General features: G+C 69.9%; 13 protein-coding genes. 2 read left to right on the top strand and 11 right to left on the bottom strand.

All coding sequences use genetic code 11. From position 1 onward, the window contains the following. Positions 1–46: 46 nt before the first annotated feature. Together AAD027_RS06380 and AAD027_RS06375 are read right to left on the bottom strand one after the other, a co-directional pair. Complete coding sequence (locus AAD027_RS06380) at positions 47–1,084, bottom strand: NADP-dependent oxidoreductase (RefSeq protein WP_341725178.1); 1,038 nt, start codon at positions 1,082–1,084, stop codon at positions 47–49. Between the two features lie 19 nt (positions 1,085–1,103). Further along, entirely contained in the window at positions 1,104–2,351 is a 1,248-nt protein-coding gene (locus tag AAD027_RS06375) for an MFS transporter (protein WP_341725177.1), read from the bottom strand. 138 nt (positions 2,352–2,489) lie between these two features. Between AAD027_RS06375 and AAD027_RS06370 the strand changes: the two genes are divergently transcribed. Beyond that, on the top strand, positions 2,490–3,443 hold the full coding sequence (locus AAD027_RS06370; RefSeq protein WP_341725176.1) for an AraC family transcriptional regulator: 954 nt from the start codon (positions 2,490–2,492) through the stop codon (positions 3,441–3,443). Between the two features lie 30 nt (positions 3,444–3,473). Here the strand turns inward: AAD027_RS06370 and AAD027_RS06365 are convergent, their stop codons facing one another. The 5 genes from AAD027_RS06365 to AAD027_RS06345 all read right to left on the bottom strand — a co-directional run bounded on the left by AAD027_RS06365 (position 3,474) and on the right by AAD027_RS06345 (position 9,440). Next, complete coding sequence (locus AAD027_RS06365; protein ID WP_341725175.1) at positions 3,474–4,229, bottom strand: glycosyltransferase family 2 protein; 756 nt, start codon at positions 4,227–4,229, stop codon at positions 3,474–3,476. Next, on the bottom strand, positions 4,226–5,413 hold the full coding sequence (locus AAD027_RS06360) for a hypothetical protein (protein WP_341725174.1): 1,188 nt from the start codon (positions 5,411–5,413) through the stop codon (positions 4,226–4,228). The genes AAD027_RS06365 and AAD027_RS06360 overlap by 4 nt, the downstream gene beginning before the upstream one ends. Positions 5,414–5,534: 121 nt before the next feature. After that, complete coding sequence (locus AAD027_RS06355; protein WP_341725173.1) at positions 5,535–7,073, bottom strand: oligosaccharide flippase family protein; 1,539 nt, start codon at positions 7,071–7,073, stop codon at positions 5,535–5,537. Next, a complete protein-coding gene (locus AAD027_RS06350) occupies positions 7,070–8,365 on the bottom strand; it encodes an O-antigen ligase family protein (RefSeq protein ID WP_341725172.1) in 1,296 nt (431 codons plus the stop codon). The genes AAD027_RS06355 and AAD027_RS06350 overlap by 4 nt, the downstream gene beginning before the upstream one ends. 37 nt (positions 8,366–8,402) lie before the next feature. After that, entirely contained in the window at positions 8,403–9,440 is a 1,038-nt protein-coding gene (locus tag AAD027_RS06345) for a polysaccharide deacetylase family protein (RefSeq protein ID WP_341725171.1), read from the bottom strand. 288 nt (positions 9,441–9,728) lie between these two features. Here AAD027_RS06345 and AAD027_RS06340 point away from each other — a divergent pair, with 288 nt between their 5' ends. After that, the gene (locus AAD027_RS06340; RefSeq protein ID WP_341725170.1) at positions 9,729–10,262 is read left to right on the top strand and encodes a serine O-acetyltransferase; all 534 of its coding nucleotides are present in this window, start codon (positions 9,729–9,731) and stop codon (positions 10,260–10,262) included. A gap of 2 nt (positions 10,263–10,264) precedes the next feature. Here AAD027_RS06340 and AAD027_RS06335 read toward each other — a convergent pair whose 3' ends face one another. Genes AAD027_RS06335 through AAD027_RS06320 form a run of 4 tightly spaced genes read right to left on the bottom strand, consistent with a single transcriptional unit; the run spans position 10,265 to position 26,044 of the window. Further along, the gene (locus AAD027_RS06335; RefSeq protein WP_341725169.1) at positions 10,265–11,119 is read right to left on the bottom strand and encodes a serine aminopeptidase domain-containing protein; all 855 of its coding nucleotides are present in this window, start codon (positions 11,117–11,119) and stop codon (positions 10,265–10,267) included. After that, the gene (locus AAD027_RS06330; RefSeq protein ID WP_341725168.1) at positions 11,119–11,925 is read right to left on the bottom strand and encodes an alpha/beta hydrolase family protein; all 807 of its coding nucleotides are present in this window, start codon (positions 11,923–11,925) and stop codon (positions 11,119–11,121) included. Before AAD027_RS06330 ends, AAD027_RS06335 begins: the two co-directional genes overlap by 1 nt. Further along, entirely contained in the window at positions 11,925–18,533 is a 6,609-nt protein-coding gene (locus tag AAD027_RS06325; protein ID WP_341725167.1) for an amino acid adenylation domain-containing protein, read from the bottom strand. The genes AAD027_RS06330 and AAD027_RS06325 overlap by 1 nt, the downstream gene beginning before the upstream one ends. Then, the gene (locus AAD027_RS06320) at positions 18,530–26,044 is read right to left on the bottom strand and encodes an amino acid adenylation domain-containing protein (protein ID WP_341725166.1); all 7,515 of its coding nucleotides are present in this window, start codon (positions 26,042–26,044) and stop codon (positions 18,530–18,532) included. The genes AAD027_RS06325 and AAD027_RS06320 overlap by 4 nt, the downstream gene beginning before the upstream one ends. Positions 26,045–26,059 lie beyond the last annotated feature (15 nt).

Genomic DNA, 26,059 nt, shown 5'->3' with positions numbered 1-26,059 from the left:
CGGCAGAACCCATGGGCCGCATACATCCCCTCTGCGATTGAATCCTTCACCCCGCCGGCGCGACATCCACGATGAGCTTGCCGAAGTTCCTGCCCTCGAGCAGTCCCACGAAGGCCGCCGGCGCCTGTTCCAGTCCTTCGACCCGATCCTCGCGCAGTTTCACCCGTCCCTCGGCAAGCCACTGCTCCATGTCGCGGCGGAACTTCTCGAAACGATCGGCGTAGTGGTCGAGGATGATGAAGCCCTGCATGCGAACGCGTTTCTGCAACACGGTGGCCAGCAACTGTGGTCGCAGGTCCTGGCGTGGGGACGACGGCGCCTGGTTGTAGTGCGCGATGAAGCCGCAGACGGGCACGCGCGCGCCCAGGTTGAGCAGCGGAAGCACGGCATCCAGCACGGCGCCGCCGACGTTCTCGAAATATACGTCGATGCCATTAGGACAGGCTGCCGCGAGGCGCTCATGCAGTTGCCCTTCGCGTCGGTCCAGGCATGCGTCGAAACCCAATGCTTCGACGGCATAGCGGCACTTGTCGGCGCCGCCGGCGATCCCGACCACGCGCGCGCCCTTGAGCCTGGCCAGTTGCCCGACCACGGCACCGACCGCGCCGGTCGCCGCCGCCACGACCACGGTCTCGCCGGGACGCGGCTGGCCGATGTCGAGCAGTCCGACATACGCGGTGAAGCCCGGCATCCCCAGGCCTCCCAACGCCAGGGACGGCTGCGCCATGCCGTCCAGCAGCCGCAGGTCCGATCCATCCGACAGCGCGTAGTCCTGCCATCCCGCATTGGCGAGCACCAGTTGGCCTTCATGGAAGCCCGGATTGCGCGAGGCGACGATACGGCTGACCGTGCCGCCCACCATCGGTTCGCCCAGCGCCACCGGCGGCGCATAGCCGGGGCCGATTTCGTCCATCAGGTTGCGCATGTACGGATCGAGCGAAAGATGCAGCGTGCGCAGCAGGACTTGCCCATCGGCCGGCACCGGGACCGGCTGCGTGTCGAGGCGGAAATCCTGCCGCGCCGGCAGGCCCTTGGGATGCGCCGCGAGCAGGATGCGGCGGTTGGACGTGGCATCGGCGTTCATCGGCGTTCCTTGCATTCCGTCAATCAGTCCGAGCGCTGGATGGCGTAGTGGCACTGCCCTGCATCGCCACTGCGCCCGGGCCGTACCGCAGGGTCAGCAGTGTTCCCAAGGTCATCGCGACGACGGCGAACAGCGGGCCTCCGGTCGCACCGACATGATCGACCAGCAACCCGCCGCCGATGGCGCCGGTGGCGATGGCGATCTGGAACGCGGCGACCAGCAGGCCGCCTGCGCCTTCGGCCTGATCGGGAGCGGCGCGCACGATCCAGACCTGGAAACCGACCGGGAACGCGCCGAAGGCGAAGCCCCACAGCACGACGGCAATGGCGGTGACGGTGGACGAGTGGCCCGCCAGCAGCAGGCTGGCCGCCAGCACGGCGATCAGCGTGCCGCCGAAGACGATGGCCTGGCGCTCGCTGCGTCCGGCGATGTAGCCGCCGACGAAGTTGCCGAAAAAGCCGCCGATGCCGTAGCCCAACAGGATCGCCGAGACGGCGCCCACCGAGAGTCCGGCGACGTTCTCCATCAACGGACGGATGTAGGTGAAGCCGGCGAAGTGTCCCGAGATCACCAGCAGCACGGCCAGCAGGGCCATGCGCACGCCGGGGCGCGACAGCAGTTCGCCCAGCACGCGCAGATCCGGGTTGGCTTTCGGGGGCAGCGCCGGCAGCGAGAACAACTGCGCCGCCAGGGTCACCACGCTGACCGCGCCCGCCGCGACGAATGCGCTGCGCCATCCCCACAGTTCGCCCATCCAGGCGCCTATCGGGGCGGCGCAGACGGTCGCGACGGACACCCCGGTCAGGATGATCGACATCGCCCGCGCGAAGTGGTGCTCGGGCACCAGGCGCATGGCCAGCGCCGCCGACATCGACCAGAAGCCGCCCAGTGCGACGCCCAACATCACCCGGGCGACGAGCAGGAGCGGCAGGCTGTCCGAGAGGGCCGCCAGGGCATTGGACAGCACCAGCAGCAAGGTCAGCGCGAGCATCACATGCTTGCGGTCGATGCGGCGCGTGAGCAGGGGAATCGAAGGCGCGGCGATGGCGCCGATCAGCGCGGTGGCGGTGACCGTCTGTCCGGCGGCGCCCTCGCTCACGCCCAGGTCGGCGGCCATCGCGGTCAGCAGGCTGGCGGGCAGGAACTCGGCGGTGACCAGACCGAACACCCCCAGCGCCAGCGAGGCGACGGCGGCCCAGCGTGGCGCGATGGCGGTATCGGCGGGAAGGGGAAGATCAGGGCACTCGGAACAGGCGGTGGAGGACACGTGGGGGCTACATCCTTGAAACGGTCCCGCAGCTTAGGGGTAAGATGTCGGCGTTCCCATGCCACAAATGCCGAAATGCTTGTCCATTCGTCCGAACCCCTGCCTACACCCGGCCCCGGGACGCCCGAGGCGCGCGACATGCTCACCCAGGTCCTGCTGGGGCTGCGGCTGGAAGGCGTCGAGTACGGCCGCTGCGTCATGCAGGCGCCCTGGGCGATCGCTTTTCCCGCCAGCCGCGAAGCGCACTTCCATTTCGTCGCCCAGGGAGAATGCTGGCTGCGCACGGCGTCCTCCGAATGGATGCGATTGCGACCGGGTGACGCCGTCCTGTTTCCGCATGGCAGCTTCCATGTCCTGGCGAGCGCGCCCGATGTGCCGGCCGTGGAGATCGACCGACTGGCCCGCGTGCCGGTCTCGGAGAACATCTACCTCGTGCGTGGCGACGACACCCGCGACGACGCCGCTCCTTCCAGCGTCATGTTCTGCGGCGCCATGCGCTTCAACCTGGACCCCCTGCACCCGCTGCTGGCGATGATGCCGGAGGTGATGCACGCCGGCGCGCTGGTCCAGCGCGATGCGACCGTGCCCGGCCTGCTGGAGGCGATGGAGCGCGAGGTGTCGCTGGACCGCATCGGCGCCTGCGGCATCCTCGCGCGTTTGGCCGACGTGCTGGCCGCCAGCATCATCCGCACGTGGGTGGAGTGCGGTTGCAGCGACCCGACCGGCTGGATCGCCGCCGTGCAATGCCCGCGGATCGGCAAGGTCATGGCCGCCATCCACGCCGAGCCCGAACGCGACTGGAGCGTACCGGTGCTGGCCGAGCTGATGGGCGCATCGCGCTCGACGTTCGCCGAAGCGTTCACCCGCACCGTCGGCGAGAGCCCGGCCAGGTACGTGGCCAAGGTGAAGATGTTCCAGGCCCGCCGCTGGATCGCGCAGGAAGGCATGCGCGTGGCCGTCGCCGCCCATCGGCTGGGCTACGACTCCGAAGCCTCGTTCAGCCGGGCCTTCAAGCGCGTCATCGGCCGGCCGCCCGGCGCGGTGCGGGGCGAACATGCGCGGGGCCGGGCAATGTCCCGTGCCGTGGATTGATCGGCTGGGCGGAAACCGGCCCTTCGATCGCTACATCCGCTTCATCACCGCGTTGGCGGCGTAGTTGACGAAGTACCAGCTGGCCGGCAGCACGCCAATGCCCTCGAAGTCGCGGTAGATGCGCCATTGCCAACGGGCGGCGCGCCACTTGTTGGCGGAAAGCGAACCCGGGCGCACCAGGTAGTACGCCAGCGGGTCGAGCGGATCCGTGCAGACCGCCTTGCCGGCCAGGCGGACGACGCGCAGCCAGAACACGTAGTCCTCGTGGCCGGCGCGGGGGAAGCGCACTTCGCCCAATGCGCGCGCATACAGCCCCGTCAGGTTGCCGATGCAATTGCCCTTCAGCATGCCGGCATAGTCCACGCTGGCCGGCGGATGCACGGTGGACAGCACGCGGTCGTCGCCATCGACGCGCTGGTAGGCCGTGTAACCCACCTGCGCGCCGGCGCCGCGCATCGCCTCCAGCTGGATCCTCAGCTTGTCCGGGTGCCAGCGGTCGTCGCTGTCCAGGAAGGCGACGTACTCCCCGCTGGCCGCTTCGATGCCGGTATTGCGCGCGGTGGAGACGCCGCCGTTGGCGGTCAGCGCGATGCCGGTGACGCGACGGTCGCGGCGCGAAACCTCCTCGACGATTTCCCGGCTGCGATCGCGCGAGCCGTCGTCGACCACCAGCAGTTCCACGTCGGCGTGCGACTGCCCCAGCACCGACTGCATCGACGCTTCCAGCGTTTCGGCCGCGTTGTAGGCCGGCATCACCACGCTCACCCTGCCCGGCACCCGTTTCACGCGGCGGCCTCCTGCGCGGCGCGATTGCGCGCGCCCGCCCACGACGACGGCGGCGGCGGAAGCGCGTAGTCGCGGTAATCGTGCGGGTTGCCGCCCAGGCCGGCTTCGGCGGCCTTGACGATGTTGTACATCTCGCGCGCACTGACGTAGTGCAGCACATGGTTCACGCCGTCGTTGTAGCGTTCTTCCAGGTAACGGTGCATTTTCTCGCAAGGCTCGCCGAGCAGCGTGTCCATGTCCGGTTCCTGCGTGCCGTGGGTATGGATCTTGACGAAGATCCATTCCGGCCGTCCCTCCACGTGGATGCCGGCCTTGACCCAGGCGTCCACGCGGTCGGGCGTCGGCGGCGAACTGCGGCGGATGTCGGAATTCTCGATCCGCGGCACCACGCCCATCCGACGGCTCTTCCAGTTCAGCGCCAGCGGGCCCTGGATGATCATCAGGTCGCCGCTGGCCTTTCCGCCCACGCGGACGGGGACGCCGCGGTCGTGCGACTTCGGCCGCCGCGGGTCGTCCTCGGAGTAGTAGATGCGGTTGACGGTGGAAGTCTGCGCTTCGCTGGGCGCGGCGGGCAGGGTGAAATCGGCATAGCAGCCCAGTTCGCGCAGCAGGATCAGCTCGTTGTTCAGCCCGCACCAGCGGCCGTCCTTGCGCGAGTTGTCCAGGCACCAGTTGCCGTGGATGAAGGCGAACTTCACCTGCCCGGTTTCCGGGTCCACCGGCAGCGCGCCGTGCTGTTCGTTCAGGGTCCTGGCGAAGCGCGACATGCATTCGCGGAAATTGGCTTCGGTATCGTTGTCGTGGTGCAGGTGGATCTCGATCTCGCCGAAGCCGTCCGCGCACATCGCCGCGACCTTGTCCAGGTGCTCCTTGCGGTATTCCTCTTCCGGATAGAAGAAACTGTGCTGCGGCGGGCGGCCATCGGCGTCGCGGTGGCGGCCGGCCAGCGCGCGGTAGTCGCGGCACCAGCGGTCCACGCGGGCGCGTTCGGTGTCCAGGTCGGCGCCCTTCCACATCGGCTCGAAGTGGTCGACGAAGCAGAACAGCACGTGCACCGGACCTTCGGCGCGCATCGGCTTCCGCGGCCGCAGGTAGTCCGCGATCCATATCTGCATGTTGCGCATGCGCAACAGCACGTAGATGCCGCTCGCGGCCAGCACGATCAACGCCAGCAAAGCGATCAACAACCAAGCCAGAGTACCCAACGCATTCCCCCTACGGTGCGGACCGGACATGGCCGCGTGCTATTGCTCCAGATAAACGCGAAGCACGGGGGGCTCAGGCCAGCCTGGCGGATCGTCCGGGTCAGGCACGCTGGCGGGCGCGGTCCAGCAGGAAATCCACGGCCGGAATGCGTCGCCTGCCCAGCCGGCCGTGCAGCGCCTGCATCTGCTCGATGTCCGTCTGGCTCCAGCAGTTGAACGCGAAGGTCAGCAACACGTAGACCAGGGACACCACCAGGCCGCCGGTGAGGATCGCCGCGACGGCGGGCAGGTGGTGAAGCACGGGATAGGCCACGGCGGCGGCGATGACCGCGGCCAGGGCGATGCGGAACAGCTTGCCCCACTGCGGAGACGTGCCGCAGGTGTGGATCGCCAGCCGGATGACCACCATCACGTATACCAGCGATACCACCCAGAAGGCGTAGACCGCGCCGGCCAGGCCATACAGCTTGATCAGCGCGATGCCCAGCGCGAGCTTCAGGATCACCAGCACGATCTGCAGCTTGAGGATGCTGGTCTGCCGGTCGGCGCTGACCAGCAGGCTGGAACCTCCCTGCGTCGCGGTGGTGATGGCCAATCCCATCAGGCAGGCGGCGAACACCGGCCCGGCCGGCGCATACGCCTTCCCGTACAGCACGGTGACGATGGCGCCTGAAAACAGCATGCCGAAGGCGATCAGCGGCGCCGCCAGCAGGGCCAGATAGCGGGTGGACGTGACGAAGCGTTGCGCCGCCACTTCCGTGCTCTGCTTCAGCGCATTGGCCATCATCGGCAACAGGATCGCACCGAACACGCCCGGCACCAGCTGCGTCGCGCCACTGGCCAGCTGGTAGGCCACCTTGAACTGGCCCGCCATGCTTTCGCTGGCGTACATCTTGAGGAACAGCACTTCGATCTCGCTGCCGATCAGGAAGCCCAGGCTCACGGTGACCGCGGTCAACCGCATGTGCCGGCGCACGCGCGCCAGCAGTTCCGGCGGAAGCACGATGCCCTCGGGCGAAGGCGGGATCAGCCGCGCCACGTGCCGGCGCGACATCAGGTAGAGCACCACACCGGACAGCACGAAGATGCCCAGGAACGCCTCGATCGGCGCGTCCAGCCAGGCCGCCACCGCCACCATCAGCAGGGTCAGTGGCGCGGACACCCCCGCCACCACCGCCAGCACGCGGAAGTTCTCGAAGCCCTTGGCCGCGCCGATGTTCAGCATGTACTGCGAGCGCACCACCACGGAGACCGCCAGGAATGCCGTCAGCAGTCCATGGTGCAATTCCGGCACCACATGGTCGCCCGCCAACAGCATCGCCGCCCCGCCGATGGCCAGCACCACGGCCAGGAAGACGTGTTGCGCGCGCCGGATGTAGGCCAGCGTGGGCGCGATCAGCGCGGTGTCCCCGCTGCCGCGCAGTTCGGCGACGAACTTGATGGCGGCCGTGCCGGTGCCGGAGTTGGCCAGCACCACGCCCAGCGCCACCATCCAGACGGCCACGCTGTAGGTGCCGAATCCCGCCGGCTGCAGGTGCCGGGCGATCAGGATGGACACCAGCATGCCGATCACGAACTCGGTGTAGATCGCGATCGTCGAGAACATGGTGCGGCTGAGCATGGAGGAGGACACGGTCATGCCAGCACCAGCAGGATGCGAACCACCATGTACATGCCGATGGCGGCGCATGCCGACAACACGGGCCAGGCCAACAGGTGCTGGCCGATGCGCAGCTCCGCCACCCACGGATAGCGCCTGCGCACCCAGGCGAAATGGGCGACCACCAGGGCCACGAACAGATACAGGATCGACACGTACGTGCGGCTGAGGAAGAAGGCGCACACCGAGAACGCGCACAGGGAGAGCAACAGGACGAAGGCGATGGCACGGTCCTGCATCCACTCGTGCAGGACCTCGGGGCCGAAGTTCTCCTCGTCCTCCAGCATGGCCCGTGTCGGCCGCCATTTCATGATCCTGATCATCATCCAGAAGCTGTAGCCCATGAACATCAACCACAAGGTAAAGCCGACGATGCCCATCTCGGCCAGCACCAGCACCAGCGAATTGTGCGCGGTGAGCTGGTAGATCTCGGTGTATGCGCCCGTGCCGACGCCGAATATCGGGTTTTCCCTGAACATCTGCATGCCTTCGTACCAGGAATACACGCGGTCCATCGCCGATTCCTCGCCCACTTCCAGTTCCTGCATGCGCGACGGCATCGCCATCAGGGCGACCAGCGCCATCGCGCCCAGGCTGCCGGCCAGCACCAGCCCGCGCGTCAGCCATACGTACACGCCGAACACGCACAGCAGCGCCAGCACTGTGCCGCGCGAATCGGTCAGGTAGATGCCATAGACCAGCGTGGCGGCCACCGCCCACCAGAACAGGCGCTTCAGGCCCAGCCAGCCGCCGCCCTGCCCCAGGTAGATCGCCATCGGCACGCACATCACGAACAGCATGCCCAGGTCGTTGGGATCGCTGAAGATGCCGACGTACTGGATGCGCGTGCCCTGCGACAGGGTCATGCCGGTCCAGCCGGTGCCGGTCTGCGCCTGGCCGATGCCGTGGATGGCCAGCACGGTGGCGCACAGGCTGAACACGGCCATGGTGATCTTCATGCGGCCGCGCGTGAAGATCGCGTTGCAGAGCAGGAAATACGACAGCACCACCGGCCCGAACAGGCGCAGCACCTGCACGGCCCCGCCCACCCAGCCATTGAAGGCCACCGACAGCATCATCGCCGCCATGAACGCCAGCAGCAGCACGTTCTGCGGACCGCTGTTCATGCGCCGGCCCGACATCAGCCACGCCACGCCCGCCACCAGCAGGGCGACCTGCTGCAGCGGCACCGGGATCGCATCCTGCAACGCCGGATAATCCTGGGGCCGGATAATCACCAGCACCAGGTAGATCATCATCATCGGGAACATGTGCGGATCCGGCCAAGCGCCCTTACTTGCCTTCGCGTCATCCGAACAGCTCCGGCATTTCCACCATGCCGCGGAACCAGGCGGCATCCACGTAGCGCTCCACGTGCAGGCGGCGCAACGCATACAACGTGTCCTCGCTCAGCACGCTGGTGCCCGGCACGTAGCTGCACGCCAAGCGGAAGCCCGCCGCGCGCGCGGCTTCCACCACCGTCTCGTCGTAGGCGTCGAAGCCGCCGACGGGATAGGACAGCACCTGCGCGGGCGCGGCCAGGTGGTCGTCCAGCATGCGCTTGGACTCGTTGATCTCCTCGATCATCATCTCGCGCGGCATCTTGGCCAGCATGCGGTGGTGCACGCCGTGCGAACCGATCTCCATGCCGCCGGCCTGCATCTCCCGCACCTCGGCCCACGACATCGGGCGGCAATCCGCATGTGGCGCGCGCGGCATCGCCCATTCCCGCTCCATCGTCGCGATCAGCCGTTCCTGCAGCGGCGCGGGAAAGCCCTTCAGCTCGCGCAGGAAACGATTGGCCACTTCGCGCCGGCCCGCGTTGTCGCCCGGCAAGGCCCAATCGATGCCGGCCTCCGGCAGATGCAGCCGGTCGTCCGGCGTCCGGCAGATCATGTGCACCGCCCAGTCGTACGCATAGGGCGCGCCGGAATCGATATGGCCGGTGGACACGAAGAACATCGCCGACATGTCCAGGTCGCGCAGGATCGGGAAGGCGACCCGGTAGTTGTCGTCGTAGCCGTCGTCGAAGGTGATCAGCGTGGCCCGCGGCGGCAGGCGTTCGCCCTGGTCCAGGCAATCGATCACCTGGTCGAAGCGCATCGGCACGAAATCGCGCTTGATCGCCGACATCTGTTCGCGGAAAGCCTCGGTCGAGGCGCTGATCAGCTCCAGGTCGAAATCGAACCCGGCCGGATCGCTGCAATCCAGCACCCGATGGTACGCCAGTATCCGCAGATCGCTGAGGAACAGGCCGCGCAACCTGCCCACCAGCGGCAGCACGTTCGCTCGATGGCACCAGCGCGCCAGTTGCTGGCGCCTGCCGGCGCCGGATGCATCCGCCATGGTTCGCTCCTTCAGTGGCAGGAGCGCGAGCGACGCGCACCGGCGTACCGCCGCACGGCGGCGGCCGGCCCGGATAACGATGCGATGACCCGCGGCTCCCCCATCTCGACCCCTGTTCCCTGCCGTCCGGCAATGTCTCCAACACACCATGAAACGCATGCGGGGCCGCAGTCCGGCCACCTTGCCCGCCGGGACGGCCCGCGCGCCGACGGCACGCGTCCGGGTGATGACGCTCGCAGCCCGCCCACGTATGCTGCGACGGCCAATGATCGCTGCGCGGGAGACGCCATGCTGTTTGTCGAGGACCTGAAGGCGAAGGCGCGCTGGTGCTACGGCGACGACCGCCCGCGCACGCTGGCGAAGGCGCTGCTGACCGACGGCACTTTCGCGATGGCGTGCTACCGGCTGATGCAATGGTGCCAGCGCCACCGGCTGGCGCCCCTGGCCATGGTCTTCAACAAGCTCAACGCCTTCTTCGGCCAGTGCATCATCGGCCGCCATGCCGACTTCGGCCCGTGCTTCGTGCTGATCCACAGCCAGGGCGTGGTGATCAACGGCAGCGTGCGCGGCGGCGCGCACATCTACATCGAACACCAGGTGACCATCGGCGCGGAGAAGTACGTCTCTCCCGTCCTGGGCAACCACGTCTTCGTCGGCGCCGGCGCAAAGATCATCGGCGCGGTGACGCTGGGCGACCATTGTCGCGTGGGCGCCAATGCCGTCGTATTGTCGGATGTACCCGCCGGGGCGACCGTGGGCGGCATCCCGGCGCGCGTGCTCAGGCAACGCGCGGCGGGCGAGGAGGACGCGGCTGGGGCCTGAACTCAGCGCACCGCCGGGAACTGCGCCCTGAGCCAGGAAGAGAACCGCGTGTTGAGCCGCAGGCGATCCTTGCGCAGGTAGAACGTGTGGTCGCAATCCGGCCAGTACTCCAGCCCGACCTGCGGCGCGTCCATCACCGGCCCGAAGCACTCCCTCGCCTGCCCGGCATGGTTGAAATAGCGCGAGGCGCCGCCGGTATACAGCAGCAGCACGCGCGCATCGCGTTCCACCAGCCGGCGCAGTCGCGCGATGGCTTCGTCCTGCGGGGGGAAGTCGCGGAAATCGCCTTCGTCCAGCGCGCGCGCGCCATCGTCACGCCGCAGCATGCGCCCCACGCCGCGCAGCACCTTGCCGGGATCGAGCAGGCGCGGGGCGTAGTGCTGCAGCTTGTAGCCCGTGGTTCGGTACGCCACGCCGTCCATCAGCACGATGCCGGCCACGCGCGGATCGCCATCGGCCAACCGGAAGGCGTCGTCGGCGCCGGAGCAGATGCCGGCCAGCACGAAGCGGCCGATGCCGGTCTGTTCGGCGACCAGGCGCATCGCGGCATCGGCTTCGGCATGCTTGCGCTCGGGCCCGGTGACCACGCCCACGCCGTTGGCGCTGTCGCCCAGGCCCGACTGGTCGAAGCGGAGCACCGCGAAGCCGCAGCTCGCCAGCGCGCGCGCCAGCTGCGCGTAGACGCGGAACGGACCGGCGCGATGCACCAGCCCCGCGTTGAGCAGGATCACCGCCGGACGCGCGTCGCCCACCTCGCGCGGGCGCGCCAGTATCCCGACCAGCCCTTCGCCGAAGACGTGCGCCGTCTCCACCACCCCGCCTTCCTGCAGCAATCCCGCCTCGGACTGCGACGGCATCATGCCCATTCGCCCACCTCCGCCAGACGCGCCGCCAGCCTGGCCGCCGCGCGGCGCGGGAACAACTGGTTCTCGAACTGCATCGGGTCGTCCCATGCCGGCGCGTCGCCGGTGTCCAGCGGCCACCACTCCGCCCGCACGCCCGACCGCGCCAGTCGGTCGATCCACGCCTGCATGCCTTCGCCCGGCTCCCAGCCCGTGACCAGTACGCGACTGCCCGCGGGCAGCGACGCATCGTGCAGGTCGCAATCGTGCAGCGCGCGCAGGAAGGCGGCATCCGGATCGAAACCGAGCAGATCGTCTTCGCCCGGTCCGGTGGTCGAAAACGGATAGCGGCCCACGCCGGTCAGCTGCGCCTGGTGCATGCGCTTCCACTCCGCCAGCAGCGCGGCGCCGGACAGGATCGGGTCCCACAGCACCAGGTCCACCGGTTCGGCCGAATGCGAAGCGGCGAGCAGCAGCCCGAACGCGCCGCTGCGCAATCCCAACTGGCGCACGCGGTGCGGCGTGCGCCCGTTCCACCAGCCAGCGGCGGCGGCGGCGTCCTGCGCCAGCCCTTCCAGCGTCATCTGCTGCGACGCGCCGCCGGAATCGCCGCTGCCGTACCAGTCGAAGCGCAGCGAGGACACGCCCGCGCCGGCCAGTTGCTCGCACAGCCACCACAGCGCGCGCTGCGTGGCGATGCCTTCCTGCAGCAGCGGCGGCGCCACGGTGACAGCGCGCGCGGCGTCGGCGCCATTGCCGGGACCATGCCGCATGCCCAGCAGCGTCCGTTGCGGCGGGCCGAAATACAGCGGTTGCACCATCAGCGCTTCTGCCCTGCTCCGCCGAACAGGCGGGTGATGCCCTTCAGCATGCGTCCACCCCAGCCGCCCTTGCGCGCATTCCCTGCCGACTGCGCCGCCGGCAGCGTCATCGCGATCTGTTCCAGCGTCTGCGTGGCCAGCGGCATCAGCTTGATGCGGAAGCCGGTATCGCGCGCCACCCGGTTGGCCATCTGCACGGCCAGCATCGAATGCCCGCCCAGGTCGAAGAAATTGTCCTGCGCGGAAGCGGGAATCCCCAGGATTTCCGACCACACCAGCACCATGTAGGACACGCGCGGGTCCTCGTCCGCGCCCGCCGCGGCCATCGCCACGAGCGCGGCCGGCTGCGCGATGGGAACCACCGCCGCCGGCGCCGCCGCCGCCACGACGGGGACGGGCGCCGCCTGCGCCTGCGGCGCGGGCAAGGCATTGCGGTCCACCTTGCCGTTGGGCAGCAACGGAATCGCATCCAGCACCAGCAGGTGCTGCGGCACCATGTAGCCCGGCAGCGCCTGCCGCAGCGACGCCATCAAGGCCGCTTCGTCGATGCGCCGGCCGGCGGCCGCCACCACGTACGCCACCAGCCGCACGTCGCCGGGCCGGTCCTCGCGCACGATGACCAGCGACCGCGACACCGACGGATCGGCCGCCAGCCGCGATTCGATTTCGCCCAGCTCGATGCGGTAGCCGCGGATCTTGACCTGGTGGTCCAGCCGGCCCTGGTGCTCCAGCACGCCATCCGGGCGCCAGCGGCCGCGGTCGCCGGTGCGGTACAACCGTGGCGACGCCGCATTGCCGCGGGCGACGAAGCGGTCGGGCACGAAGCGTTCCGCGGTCAGCTCGGGACGGTCCAGATACCCTTGGGTCACGCCATCGCCACCGATGAACAGTTCGCCGGTCACGCCCGGCGGACACAGCATGCCGCGCGGGTCCAGCACCCACACCGTGGTGTTGGCGATCGGCTTGCCGATATGGATGTCCACGGCGCCCGCGGCACCGGCCACGACGCGCGAGCAGGTCGACCACACCGTGGTTTCGGTAGGACCGTACATATTCCACAGCTCGGCGCAGCGCGGCAGCAGGGTGGCGGCCAGATCCTGCGGCAGCGGTTCGCCGCCGCACAGGGCCTTGAAACCGGGACTGCCGGGCCAGCCCGCGTCCAGCAGCAGGCGCCAGCTGGACGGCGTGGCCTGCATCACGGTGATGCGGTGGTCGCGGATCAGTGCCGCCAGCGCCTCGCCGTCCAGGGCGGATTCGCGGCTGGCCAGCACCACTTCGGCGCCGACCGACAGCGGCCCGTACAGTTCCAGCACGGCGATGTCGAACGAGGTGGTGGTGACGGCCAGCAAGCGATCGTCTTCGCGCAGGCCGGGCTCGCGCGCCATGCTGGCCAGGAAGTTGACCACCGCGCCGTGCGGCACGCACACGCCCTTGGGCTTGCCGGTGGAACCGGAGGTGTAGATGACGTAGGCGGTGGTGTCCGCCGTGCCCAGCGTGTTTTCGCGCACCGCGGCCACCTCCGGCGCGGCCGCGATCGATGCCGCATCGGCATCGAGCAGCAACAGGCGCTCGCGCGGCCACCGCAGCGGCGTGGCCAGATCGCCTTCGCCGACGATCAGGCGCAGGCCCGCGTCCTCGGCCATGAAATGCAGGCGGTCCGGCGGATACGCTGGATCCAGCGGCACGTAGGTCGCGCCCGCCTTCCACACGGCCACCATCGCGGCCACCAGGTCGGGCGTGCGGTCCAGGCAGACGCCGACACGGTCGCCGGGCCGCACGCCCTGCTGCACCAGTGCGTCGGCGATGCGTGCGCTGCGCGCGTCCAGCTGCGCGTAGGTCAGCGACCGGTTCTCGAAACGGATCGCCACGCGCTCCGGCGCACGCGCCGCCTGCGCGGCCAGCAGCGCATGCATCGTGCGTTGCGGCGGCGTGGGCGCGGCGGTGGAATTCCAGCTCGCCAGCTGCGAGCGGTCGTGCTCCGACAGCAGGTTGGCATCGCCGATGGCCTGCTCCGGCTGGTCGCACAGCGACTGCAACAGGGTGACGAAGCGGTCGCCGATGGCGCGCGCGCCATCGGCCGACAGGATGTCGGTGTTGTAGCCCATCGCGCCGGACAGGCCGTTGCCGTGCTCCAGGAACCAGATGCCCAGGTCGTGGGTCATGCCCTTCTGGAACATCAACAAATGTTCATGCTCCAGTTCGCCCCAGCGCAGGTTGCGCGCGCGCACGTCCTGGAACGAGAACAGCGCCTGGTAGATCGGCGAGCGGCTGGGATCGCGCGGCACCTTCAGTTCGCGCACCAGGTGCTCGAACGGCACGTCCGGATACTCGAACGCCTCCACCACGCCGGCCTTGATCTCCTGCACCAGTTGCAGGAACGGCATCGCCGGATCCAGCCGGCGCCGCAACGGCAGCATGTTGACGAAGAAACCCATGACCTTTTCCATGGCCTCGGAATGCCGGTTGCGGAACGGCAGCCCCACCACCAGGTCGCCCTGCCCGCTGAGCCGGTGCAGCAGCACGTAGTAGGCGGCCAGCACGGTCATGAACAGCGTCGCGCCGGCGCGCGTGCCCACCTGCCGCAGCGCCTCGGTGGTGGCCGCGTCCACGTGCACCCAGTCGGTACCGCCGTTACCGCTGCCCTTGGCCGGGCGCGGCTTGTCTTCCGGCAGGTGCAGCGGTTCCAGTTCGCCGGCCAGGTGCTGCTTCCAGTGCTGGATCTGCCGCTGGAGGGCGTCGCCTTCCAGGCGCTGCAGGTGCCACGCGGCGAAGTCGCCGTAACTGACCTCCAGTTCGGGCAGCGGCGACGGTTCGCCGGCGACGAACGCTTCGTACAGCGCGGACATCTCGGTGTAGAACACGTCGAACGACCACCCGTCCCAGATGATGTGGTGGGTCATGAAATAGAGGACGTGGTCCTCTGCGCCCAACCGGTAGAACCTGGCGCGGAACAGCGGCGCCTGGTCCAGCACGAAGGGCTGCGCGGTCTGCGCCTCCAGATCCTCCATCAGCGCGGCCATGCGCTGCGGTTCCGGCAGGTGCGACAGGTCGGTCAGCGGCAGCAGCGGCATGTCGACGCGGTCCAGCACCTTCTGCACGGCGGAATCGCCGTCGGGCACGATGATCGTGCGCAGCGAGGCCTGCCGGCGGACCATTTCCTGGAACGCGCGCTCGAACGCCTGCACGTCCATCGGCCCGTGCAGGCGGTGCGCGGACGGCGTGTTGTAGGTCACCCCGCCCGGCTCCATCTGCTCGAACACCCACAGCCGCTGCTGCATCAGCGTCATCGGCGCGGTGGACGGGTCGGCGCGACGCGGCACGGCCAGCGCCGCCGAGGCCGATTCGTGCGGCTGGGCCACCTTCTCGCGCAATGCATCGGATAGGTGCTGGGCGCTGGGCGCGTCGAACAGCAACCGCAGCGGCACCTGCACGTCCAGTTCGCGGCCCAGGCGCGCGCACAGCTGCGCGGCCAGCAGCGAATGGCCACCGAACTCGAAGAAACCATCGTCCATGCCCAGGCCGGGACGCCCCAGCACGTCCTCCATCGCCTGCAGCACGCGCGATTGCAAAGCGTCGCGCGGCCGCGCCGGCTCCGTCGCCACGGCCACGGCCGCGTTCGCCGCCGCCTGCGCCGGTTCCGGGGCAGGCAGCGACTTGCGGTCCACCTTGCCGTTGGGCAGCAAGGGAATCGACGGCAGGCGCACGAAATGCTGCGGCACCATGTAGTCGGGCAAGCGCTGCTTCAGGTGCGAGATCAGGGTGGCATCGGTCACCTCGATGGACGGCGCCGGCACCACGTAGGCGACCAGGCGCACGTCGCCGGGACGGTCCTCGCGCGCCATCGCGACCGCGCGCGACAGCGCGGGATGCGCCAGCAGCGTGCTTTCGATCTCGCCCAGCTCGATCCGGTAGCCGCGCACCTTGACCTGGAAATCCAGGCGGCCCAGGTGTTCCAGGTTGCCGTCCGCGCGCCAGCGGCCACGGTCGCCGGTGCGGTACAGCGTGGGCGCGGCGATGCCGGTGCCGAAGCCCTTGCCGGCGTCCGCGAACGCGTCGGGCAGGAAACGGTCGGCGGTTAGTTCCGGCCGCGCCAGGTAACCCAGGGTGACGCCTTCGCCGCCGATGCAGATTTCGCCCGGCACGCCGCGCGGACACGGCTGGCCGTGTTCGTCGAGGATCCAGACCTGGGTGTTGGCGATGGGCCGGCCGATGTGGATGTCGGGAAGGCCGCCCTGCCCCGCCCGCACGCGCATGCAGGTGGACCACACCGTGGTCTCGGTGGGACCGTACAGATTCCACAGTTCGCCGCAGCGCGGCAGCAGCGCCTGCGCCAGGTCCGGCGGCAGCGGTTCGCCACCGCACATCGCCTTGAAGTCCGGGCTACCCGGCCAGCCCGCTTCCAGCAGCAGGCGCCAGGTGGCCGGCGTGGCCTGCATGGCGGTGGCGCGCGAGGACTGCAGCAGCGCCGACAGCGCCGCGCCGTCGATCACGGTGTCCTTGCCGGCGAGGACGACTTCGGCGCCCACGCTCAATGGCAGCATCAGTTCCAGCACGGCGATGTCGAACGACAGCGTGGTGACCGCCACCAGCCGGTCGTCGATGGCCAGGCCGGGCTCGGCCTGCATCGCGGCGATGAAGTTGGAGACGGCGCGGTGCGGCACCTGCACGCCCTTGGGACGACCGGTGGAACCGGAGGTGTAGATGACGTAGGCGGGCGATTCGGGATCGGCCGCGCCGGCATCGCGTCCCAGGCGGCGCTCCGGCTGCGCGGCGAGTTCGTCCGCCAGGCCGTCCAGCGCCAGCACCGGGCGGCCGCGCAGATCGAACTGCGCAGCGTGGCGCTGCTGCGTCAGCAACGCCGCCAATCCGGCATCGCTGGCCATGTAGGCCAACCGGTCGGCCGGGAACTGCGGGTCCAGCGGCACGTAGCCGGCGCCTGCCTTGAGGATGCCCAGCAGCGCGGCCAGCATGTCGGCGCCGCGGTCCATCGCCAGGCCCACCAGCGCGCCGCGCTGCACGCCCCGCTGGCGCAGCAGGTGGGCGATGCGGTTGGCGCGCGCCTCCAGTTGGCGGTAGCTCAGCGCCTGTTCGTCGCTGCGCACGGCGGTGCGGTCCGGCGCGCGGTCGCACTGGCGCTCGAAATGCTCGTGCATGCGGCAGTTGCGATCGAAGGCGGTGGCCTCGGGTTGCAGCGCGGCGAGTTCGGCGAACGCCGGCGCGCCCACCAGCGGCAGCCGCGCGATGCGCTCGTCCGGGTTTTCGCAGGCGGCGCGCAGCAGGCTTTCGTAGGCGGCCAGCCAGCGGCGCACGGTCTGCGCGTCGAACAGGTCGGTGTTGTACTGGGTTTCCAGCCGCAGCTTGCCATCGACCTGCACGGCGTTGATGGACAGTTCGAAGTTCTCGTACCGGCGCGGATTGGTGGCGAAATCCAGGGCCAGGCCGGGGAAGCCGCTCTTCTCCTGGTCCAGCGCCTGGTCGATGTTGAACATCACGCTGACCAGCGGCAGCCGCGCGGGATCGCGCGCGATGCGCAGCTTCTTCAGCAGCGTACCGAAGGTGTAGCGCTGGTGCTCGATGGCATCCAGCAGCACGTCCTGCGCGCCGTCCAGCACGGCATTGAAACTGTCGCCGGCCTGCAGGTCGAAACGCAGCGGCAGCAGGTTGACGCAGTGGCCGACCAGGTGGTCGTGGCCGTCCACCGACTGGCCGGCGGCGGGAATGCCCACCACCACCTGCTCCTGCCCGGCGATGCGCGACAGCAGCGTGGCGAAGCCGCCCAGCAGCGTGGCGAACAGGCTGGCGCCGCGCCGCGCACCCAGCCGGCGCACCGCCGCCACCAGGTCCGCGTCGAGCACGTAGTCCTCGCGCTGCGAGGCGAAGCTGCGGCGCGCGGGACGCGCGCGATCGGTCGGCAGTTCCAGCACCGGCGCCTGGCCGGCGAAGCGCGACAGCCAGTACTGCTCGTCGCGCCTGAACTCGGGACCGGCGGGATGCAGCGCTTCGGCCAGCGCGTAGTCGGCATAGCTTTCCGCCCCGGGCAGGCCGGCGGGGCTGCCGGCAGCCTGTGCATAGGCGGCGCCCAGCTCGCGCACGATCACCCACCACGACCAGCCGTCGCAGACGATGTGGTGCGCGTGCATCAGCAGCACGTGTTCCTGCGGCGCCAGTTGCAGCAGTTCGGCGCGGAACAGGCGGCCCTGCTCCAGCGCGAACGGCGTTTCCACGCCGGCGCGCCTGCGCTCGGCCAGCTGCGCCGCGCGCTCGGCCTCGCCCAGTCCGGACAGGTCGGTGAACGGCAGCAGCAGCGGCGCCGGTTCCAGCACGCAGAAGGTCTCGCCGTCCGGACCGAAGCTGGCGCGCAGCGCGTCATGGCGCTCGGCCACGGCCTGCAGGGCCTGCTGCAGGCGGGCAGTGTCCAGCGCGCCGCGCAGGTGCAGCGACACCGATTCGTTGTAGGCCAGCGACGCATCGTCGCCCAGCCGCGCCGCCAGCCACAGTTCGCGCTGCGGCTCGGTGGTCGGCACCACGCGCGTCAGCGCGCCTCCGGCGAACGGATCGTAGTCGACGGCCACGGTCGCGTTCCGCCGCACGGCCATCGGCTCGCTCATGCGCCCACCTTCAGGTACTGGCCGGGGCTTTCGGGGTTGGGCACGTACCAGGCCGGCCGGCCTTCCGGGTCGCGGCCCAGGCGCGCGCCCGCCACGACGGGCTGGCCGGCATCCATCACCGTGCGCGAGGTGGCCGCGCTGCGCGGCAGCAGCTCGGCTTCCTGCAGTTCCTGCACCGATTCCTTGTAGGCCTGGATGATGGCCTGGAAATCCGCCTCGCTGTGCGCGGTGGTGAAGAAGCACGGGAAGTTGTCGAGGATGTGGATGCCGCGGCTGCGCATCATCGCGAACAGCAGGTCCTGCAGCGGATGGTCCTCGTCGAAATGCGTCCGCCACAGCGAGGCGAAGTGCTTGATCCGCACCGGCGCGCCCACCTGTTCGCAGAACGCGTTGATCTCCTCGGCCATCGCCGTGGTGCGCTCGTTGAGTTTCTGTTGCAGGGCGGCGCCGTGCGCCTTCATGTGCAGCAGCGAGGCCTTGGCCGCCGCCAGCGTCAGCGGGTGGCGCACGAAGGTGCCGGCGAAGTAGGTCACGCCCACCGTGGGCACCGATGCGTCGCCGTACTGCCAGTAGCCGCCGTCCAGCGCGTCCATGAACTCGCGCTTGCCGGCCATCACGCCGATCGGATAGCCGCCGCCGACGACCTTGCCGTAGGTGGCGAGGTCGGCCTTGATGCCGAACAGCGCCTGCGCACCGCCCGGGTGCGAGCGGAAGCCGGTGATCACCTCGTCGAAGATCAGCGCCGCGCCGGATTCGGCGGTGATCCTGCGCACTTCCTTCAGGAACTCGACCGGCTGGAAGTCCGGGCGCCGGCTCTGCACCGGCTCCACCAGCACCGCGGCCAGCTCGTGCGCGCGCTCGCGGATGATCTCCAGCGTCTCCGGCGTGCCGTAGTCCAGCACCAGCACCTTCTCCGCCGTGTTGCGCAGGATGCCCGGCGCAGCGGGTACCGCGCGCAGCTTCCTGGTGCCGCGCACGATCACTTCGTCGTTGATGCCGTGGTACGAACCGGAGAACACCACGATGGTCTCGCGGCCGGTCACCGTGCGCGCGATGCGCATCGCGCCCAGCACCGCTTCCGAACCAGTGTTGCACAAGGCGGCGCGGTCGTGGCCGGTCAGTTCGCAGACCAGTTGCGACACCTCGCCGGCCAGCGGATGCATCGGGCCGATCTCGTAGCCGTCGTCGAGCTGTTGCCTGACCGCATCGACGACGAAATCCGGCTGCCAGCCGAACAGGCTGGTGCCGAAACCGTTCAGCGCATCGACGTATTCGTGCCCGTCGATGTCCCACACGTGCGACCCCTTCGAGCGCTCGACGACAATCTGGTAGACGATCTCCTTGGTCAGCGGACGGAAGCCCGTGACCACGCGCGGGTCGGCCATGTGGGGGCGGTGCTGCTGGGTGTAGGCCTTCGACTTCGGGGTGCGCGCGGTGTAGCGGCGGATGAAACCGTCCAGGCGATCGCGCTGGTGGGCGTTCAGCTCGATGCCGCCGGCCGCGTCGATGCGGGCGATGGCGCCGAAGGCCTTCTTCACGTCGTAGCGCGTGTGCGCGAGCGCGGTGGCTTCCTCGTCCGTCGGCGTGGCGGCGGGTGCGGGCGTTGCGATCTGCGGTGCGGGCGCGGCAGCGGCGGGCGCGACCGGGACAGGTGCCGCCACCAGAACAGATGCGGCAATCGGAGCAGGCACCGCCGGCACCGCACCGGCCAGCAAGGCCAGCTGCTGCGACATCAACTGCATCTGCTGCGCGATCAGGCCGCGCAGGGCATCGCCGTCGCCGCCCATCGCGTGGGCAGGCATCGCCGCCGGCGCGAACGCCACCGGCGCGGCGGCGGGAACCGGCGGCAACGACACCGGCGTCACCGGCACCGACGTTGCCGCCGGTGCCGTGGCAACCGGCGCGGCCTGCGCGGGCGCGGCTTCGGGCGGAAGCTGCGCGTCCAGCGTCTGCGCCAGGCGATCCAGGCTGGCGCATTCGCCCATCAACTGGCGGAAGGTGATCTTGACCGGGAACTCCTTCTGCAACTGCAACGCCACCTGGGTCAGCATCAGGCTGTCCAGGCCCAGTTCGATGAAGTTGGCGTCGCCGTCGGCATCGGACAGGTCGAAGCCGGCGACATCCTCGAACACCTCCTTCAACTGCGCCACCAGGCGCGGCTTGCGGTCGGCGATGACGGGGGCGACGGGTTCGGACACGACGGACATCAGGGGCTCCAGGGTCGCGCGCGCGACGATGGTGGGATGGGGAACGACATTGCTGGCCACCGCGGCTTGCGGTTCCACCCAATAACGTTTTTTCTCGAACGGATAGGTCGGCAGGCACAGCCGGCGGCGCTGCGCACGGCGGTCCAGCCGCTGCGGCGACAGCGCCACGCCCTGGCTCCACAGCTGGCCCCAGGCGCCCAGCAACTGGGCATGCTCGCCGTCGGCGGCGTCGGCCAGCGACGCGACGGCGGCGATGCGCTGCTTCTGCAGCAGCGGCTGCTGGCGCGACAGGGTGGCCAGGGTGTTGCGCGGGCCGATCTCCAGCAGCGCGCGCCCGGGGACGTCCAATGCCCTGGCGATGGCGGTGGAGAAGCGCACCGGCTCGCGCAGGTGGCGCGCCCAGTAGTCGGGCGACGTGGCGGAAGCTTCGTCCAGCCGGTCGCCGGTGGCCGTGGAGATGATCGGGATGCGCGGCGCGTTGCGCGTCAGCGCTTCGACCTCCGCGCGGAACACCGGCACCACCGCGTCCATCATCGACGAATGGAAGGCATGCGACGTCTTCAGCGCGCGGCAGGCCACGCCCTCGCCTTCCAGTTGCCGCTGGAACGCGGCGACGTCCTCGTGCGGGCCGGCGACCACGCAGGCGCCCGGCGCATTCTCCGCCGCCGGCGACAACGCCGCCGGCAGCCGCGGCAGCAGCGCATCCAGCGGCAGCCGCACCGACAGCATCGCGCCGGAAGGCTGCGCCTGCATCAGGCGGCCGCGGCGTGCCACCAGCCGCAGCGCGTCCGGCAAGGCGAACACGCCGGCCAGCGTCGCGGCGACGAACTCGCCCACGCTGTGGCCGACCATCGCCGCCGGTTGCAGGCCCTGCGCCATCCACCAGCGCGCCAGCGAATACTCGATGCTGAAGATCGCCGGCTGCATGATCGCCGTGGGCAGCATCGCATCGGCGTCGTCGCCGAACACGATGCCGCGCAGGTCCCGGCCCAGTTCGACGTCCAGCACCCGCGCGCATTCGTCGAACGCCTCGCGGAACGCCGGTTCGCGTTGGTGCAGCGTGCGCCCCATGCCGGCGTACTGGCAGCCCTGGCCGGGGAACATGAACACCACGTCGGCCGCCTGCACGGGCCGGCTCTTGGCCGCGGCTGCGGCCAGGTCGGCGTTGCGCAGCTGTCCGATGGCGGCTTCCACCGTTTCCGCCGCCACTGCGACGCGGTGCGCGAACGCCTTGCGGCCCACCGCCAGCGTCCAGGCCACGTCCGCCAGGTTCTGCGCAGGCTGCGCTTCCAGGTGGTCCGCCAGCCGGGCGACCGCCTGCGCCAGCGCCGCGGGCGTGCGCGCCGACAACACGAGCAACTGCGCGCCGGTGGCCGGTTCGGACGGCGGCAGCGCCGGCGCTTCTTCCATCACCACGTGCGCATTGGTGCCGCCCACGCCGAACGAGCTGACGCCGGCGCGGCGCGGCTGCCCTTCCTGCGCCGGCCAGTCGTGCGTCCGCCCGTTGACCGTGAAGGGCGTGCGCGCGAAATCGATGACCGGGTTGGCCTGGGTGAAATGCACCGTGGCCGGGATGCGCCGGTGCTGCAACGCGAACGCGGTCTTGATGACGCCGGCCGCGCCGGCCGCCATCAGCGTGTGGCCGACGTTGCTCTTCACCGAACCGACGACGCAGAAGCCGGTGTCGTCGGTGCCCAGGCGGAAGGCGCGGGTCAGTCCCTCGATCTCGATGGGGTCGCCCAGCGGCGTGGCCGTGCCGTGCGTCTCGACGTAGCCGATGCTGCGCGGCTCCACTCCGGCGTCGGCCTGCGCCATCGCGATCACCGCCGCCTGCCCTTCGCTGCTGGGCGCGGTGAAGCTGGCCTTGTGGCCGCCGTCGTTGTTGACCGCCGAGCCGCGGATCACCGCGTAGACCGGATTGCCGTCGGCGATGGCATCGGACAGGCGCTTGAGCAGCACCACCGCCGCGCCATCGCTGAACACCGTGCCGGTGGCGGCCGCGTCGAAGCTGCGCGTGCGGCCGTCGGCCGACAGCATGCCGCCTTCCTGGTAGACGTGGCCGCTGCGCACCGGGCAGGTCACCGCGATGCCGCCGGCCAGCGCCATGCCGCAACGGCCGGCGCGCAGGCTGTCCACCGCCTCGCTGATCGCGACCAGCGACGTGGAGCACGCGGTGTGCACGCTGATCGCCGGGCCGGTCAGGTTGAGCTTGTGCGAAACGCGCGTGGCGATGTAGTCCTTCTCGTTGCCCAGCATCACCTGGAACGCGCCCTGCTTCTCGATCAGGTCCGGGTGCGCCAGCACGTTGCGCTGGTAGTAGCTGGCGTTGTACATGCCGGCGAACACGCCCACCGGCACTTCGGCGGCGTCGGGCACATGGCCGGCGCGCTCGATGCATTCCCAGCACAGCTCCAGGAACACGCGCTGCTGCGGGTCCATCAGTTCGGCTTCCTTCGGCGAGATGCCGAAGAACGCCGCGTCGAACTTGTCCACGTCCTCGAACACGCCGCGCGCCGGCACGTAGGCCGGATTCTGCCGCACCGCCTCGGGAATGCTGGCATCGAGTTCGGCGGCGCCGAAACGGCTGACGCCGTCGCGGCCTTCGCACAGGTTGTCCCAGAACGCCTCCACCGTCGGCGCGCCGGGGAAGCGGCCGGCCATCGCGACGATGGCGATGGGTTCGTCGTGCGCGCGGCGCGGCATGGAAAGACGCGCGGCCTCGATCGGCGCGCGCGCATCGCCCGCCATCGCCGCCGCCAGTTGCGCCGGCGTGGGCGAACGGAACAGCGCCATCGCCGAGACATCGCCCAGGTGCCGGCGACGCACGGCCTCCAGCACGCGGATCGCGAGCAACGAAGTGCCGCCCAGGTCGAAGAAGTTGTCGTGCCGGCCCAGTTCCTCCAGGTCCAGCACGTCGGCGAAGATCGCGCACAGCGCCGTCTCCACGTCGCCCTGCGGCGCGGCGTACACACCGGCCCATTCGGGGCGCTGCCGGCCCGGCGCCGGCAGCTTGCCGCGGTCCAGCTTGCCGTTGGGCGACAGCGGCAGCGCGTCCATCTGCACGTAGGCCACCGGCACCATGTAGTCCGGCAGCTGCGCGACCAGGTGCTGGCGCAGGCGCTCCAGGTCCACCGGCGCGTCGCGGTCCACCGGCGACAGGTAGGCCACCAGCCGCTTCAGCCCCGGCACGTCCTCGCGCGCCAGCACGCCGGCCTCGCGCACGCCGGGGAAGGCCATCACCTGCGCTTCGATCTCGCCCAGCTCCACGCGGAAGCCGCGGATCTTGATCTGGAAATCCTGACGGCCCAGGTACTCCAGCTCGCCGTTGGGCAGCCAGCGGCCGATGTCTCCGGTGCGGTACATGCGCGTGTCCAGGTCGGCGCGGAACGGATCGGGCAGGAAGCGTTCCGCGCTCAGGTCGGGACGCTTCAGATAACCGCGCGCGACCACCGGGCCGGCCAGGTACAACTCGCCGACGACGCCCTGCGGCACCGGCCGCCCATGCGGATCGAGCAGGTAGACGCGCGCGTTGGCGATGGGACGGCCGATGGTCGGCAGGCGCGGCCACTCGGCCGGGTCCTCCGCCAGCGTCAGCGCGGTGACCACGTGGGTCTCGGTGGGGCCGTAATGGTTGTGCAGGCGGCAACCGGGGATGTGCTGGAAGAAGCGCACGATCTTCGGTTCGATGCGCAACTGCTCGCCGGCGGTGATCACTTCGCGCAGGTCGCACTGCACGCGCGCGCCGGGCGGCAGCGCCGCGATGTGGTTCTCCAGGCCCTCGGCCAGCATCTGCAGCGCGAAGTACGGCAGGAACATGCGCTCGATGCGCTGCGCCACGATGAACTCGAACAGCTTGCCCGCGCTCAGGCGCGTGGCCTGGTCGATCAGGTGCAGCGCGCCGCCGGTGGACAGCGTGGCGAAGGTTTCCTGGAACGCCACGTCGAACCCCAGCGCCGCGAACTGCAACGTGCGCAGCGGCGCGTCGGCGCCTGGCTGGCGCAGCTGCCACTGGATCAGGTTGAACAGCGGGCCATGCGGCATGGCCACGCCCTTGGGCTTGCCGGTGGAACCGGAGGTGTAGAGCACGTAGGCCAGGTGCGCCGCGTCCAGCGGGCACTCGGCATCGTCCAGGTCGTGCGACGGCAGGCCGGACCACGGTGGCGAGGCTTCGCCCAGGTCGATCACCGCAAGCTGCGGCGGCAGTTCGCCCAGCACGTCGCGCGCATCCTGTTCCATGCCCGACTGGGTCAGCAGCACGCGCGGTTCGCTGTCGGACAGCGTGTAGCTCAGCCGGTCCGACGGATAGGTCGGGTCGAGCGGCACGTAGGCGGCGCCGGCCTTCAGCACCGCCAGCAGGCCCAGCACCATCTCGATGCCGCGGTCGACATAGATCGCGACGCGGTCGTCGGCGCCGATGCCAAGCCGTTTCAGGTGGCGCGCCAACCGGTTGGCGCGTTCGTTCAACTGCGCGTAGGTCAGCGTGCGCGCGTCCTGCACCACCGCCACCGCACCCGGCGTGCGCGCCGCCTGCGTCTCGAACAGGCGATGCACGCCGGTGGCGGCCGGATAGTCTTCCGCCGTGTCGTTGCCATGTTCGATGGCGGCGTGGGCCTGCTCCGGTTGCAGCAGGGCCAGCCGGGCCAGCGGCAGTTGCGGATGGATCGCGAGGTCCTGCAGCAGGTTGGACCAGTACGCGAGGAAGGACGCCAGCGTTTCCTCGGCGAAGGCGCCGTTGGCGCTGCACAGCGTGGCGGTATGCCCCTCGGGCGATGCCTCCACCGTCAACGCCAGTTCGCTGGCCTGCCCGACCTGCCACCAGGGCACGTCGTCCGCCGGCATCCAGGCGAAGCCGGCCTGCAGTGTTCCGGCACGGTCGCTGCCCGCTTCCGGCAGCAGCAGCTCGCCCAGCGCCCGCGCCGTCAGTCCGGTTTGCAGGGTCGCATTCGCGCGCTGCGCTTGCCGCTGCGCCAGCGACTCCGCGAGCGTGGTCTCCGGCCCGATGCCGAAACGCACGGGCAGGAAGCGCGGCGCATCGGCATCCGCCTCCGTGACCACCGTACCGATCACCACATCGTCCTGTCCGGACAACCGCGCGATCACCGCCGCCCACAGCGCCAGCGCGATGTCGCCGGGCGCGTGGCCCGTGCCTGCCGCTGCCTGCGCCAACGTCGCCACGGCGAGGGGTGCGCACTGCGTCCGCTGGCTGGAAGCCTTCGCGGCCAGGTGGCCCGGCAGTTCGAACCGGACATTCGCACCGACCAGCAGATCCTGCCAGTCGCCGTTTTTTTCATCGAATGCGTTCAACCGCTGCCCCCGTTC

The sequence above is a fragment of the Pseudoxanthomonas putridarboris genome (assembly GCF_038321125.1).
GTDB classification, from domain to species: Bacteria; Pseudomonadota; Gammaproteobacteria; order Xanthomonadales; family Xanthomonadaceae; genus Pseudoxanthomonas_A; species Pseudoxanthomonas_A putridarboris.
The sequence above is the reverse complement of the archived record's forward strand: the minus strand, read 5'-3'. Positions and strand labels throughout refer to the sequence as shown.

Bases quoted from the DNA above. Each gene is read 5' to 3' on its own strand.
- AAD027_RS06370 (WP_341725176.1), top strand. From the start codon at position 2,490: ATGCTCACCCAGGTCCTGCTGGGGCTGCGGCTGGAAGGCGTCGAGTAC.
- AAD027_RS06350 (WP_341725172.1), bottom strand. From the start codon at position 8,365: ATGTTCCCGATGATGATGATCTACCTGGTGCTGGTGATTATCCGGCCC.
- AAD027_RS06345 (WP_341725171.1), bottom strand. From the start codon at position 9,440: ATGGCGGATGCATCCGGCGCCGGCAGGCGCCAGCAACTGGCGCGCTGG.
- AAD027_RS06335 (WP_341725169.1), bottom strand. From the start codon at position 11,119: ATGCCGTCGCAGTCCGAGGCGGGATTGCTGCAGGAAGGCGGGGTGGTG.
- AAD027_RS06380 (WP_341725178.1), bottom strand. From the start codon at position 1,084: ATGAACGCCGATGCCACGTCCAACCGCCGCATCCTGCTCGCGGCGCAT.
- AAD027_RS06325 (WP_341725167.1), bottom strand. From the start codon at position 18,533: ATGAGCGAGCCGATGGCCGTGCGGCGGAACGCGACCGTGGCCGTCGAC.
- AAD027_RS06330 (WP_341725168.1), bottom strand. From the start codon at position 11,925: ATGGTGCAACCGCTGTATTTCGGCCCGCCGCAACGGACGCTGCTGGGC.
- AAD027_RS06340 (WP_341725170.1), top strand. From the start codon at position 9,729: ATGCTGTTTGTCGAGGACCTGAAGGCGAAGGCGCGCTGGTGCTACGGC.
- AAD027_RS06355 (WP_341725173.1), bottom strand. From the start codon at position 7,073: ATGACCGTGTCCTCCTCCATGCTCAGCCGCACCATGTTCTCGACGATC.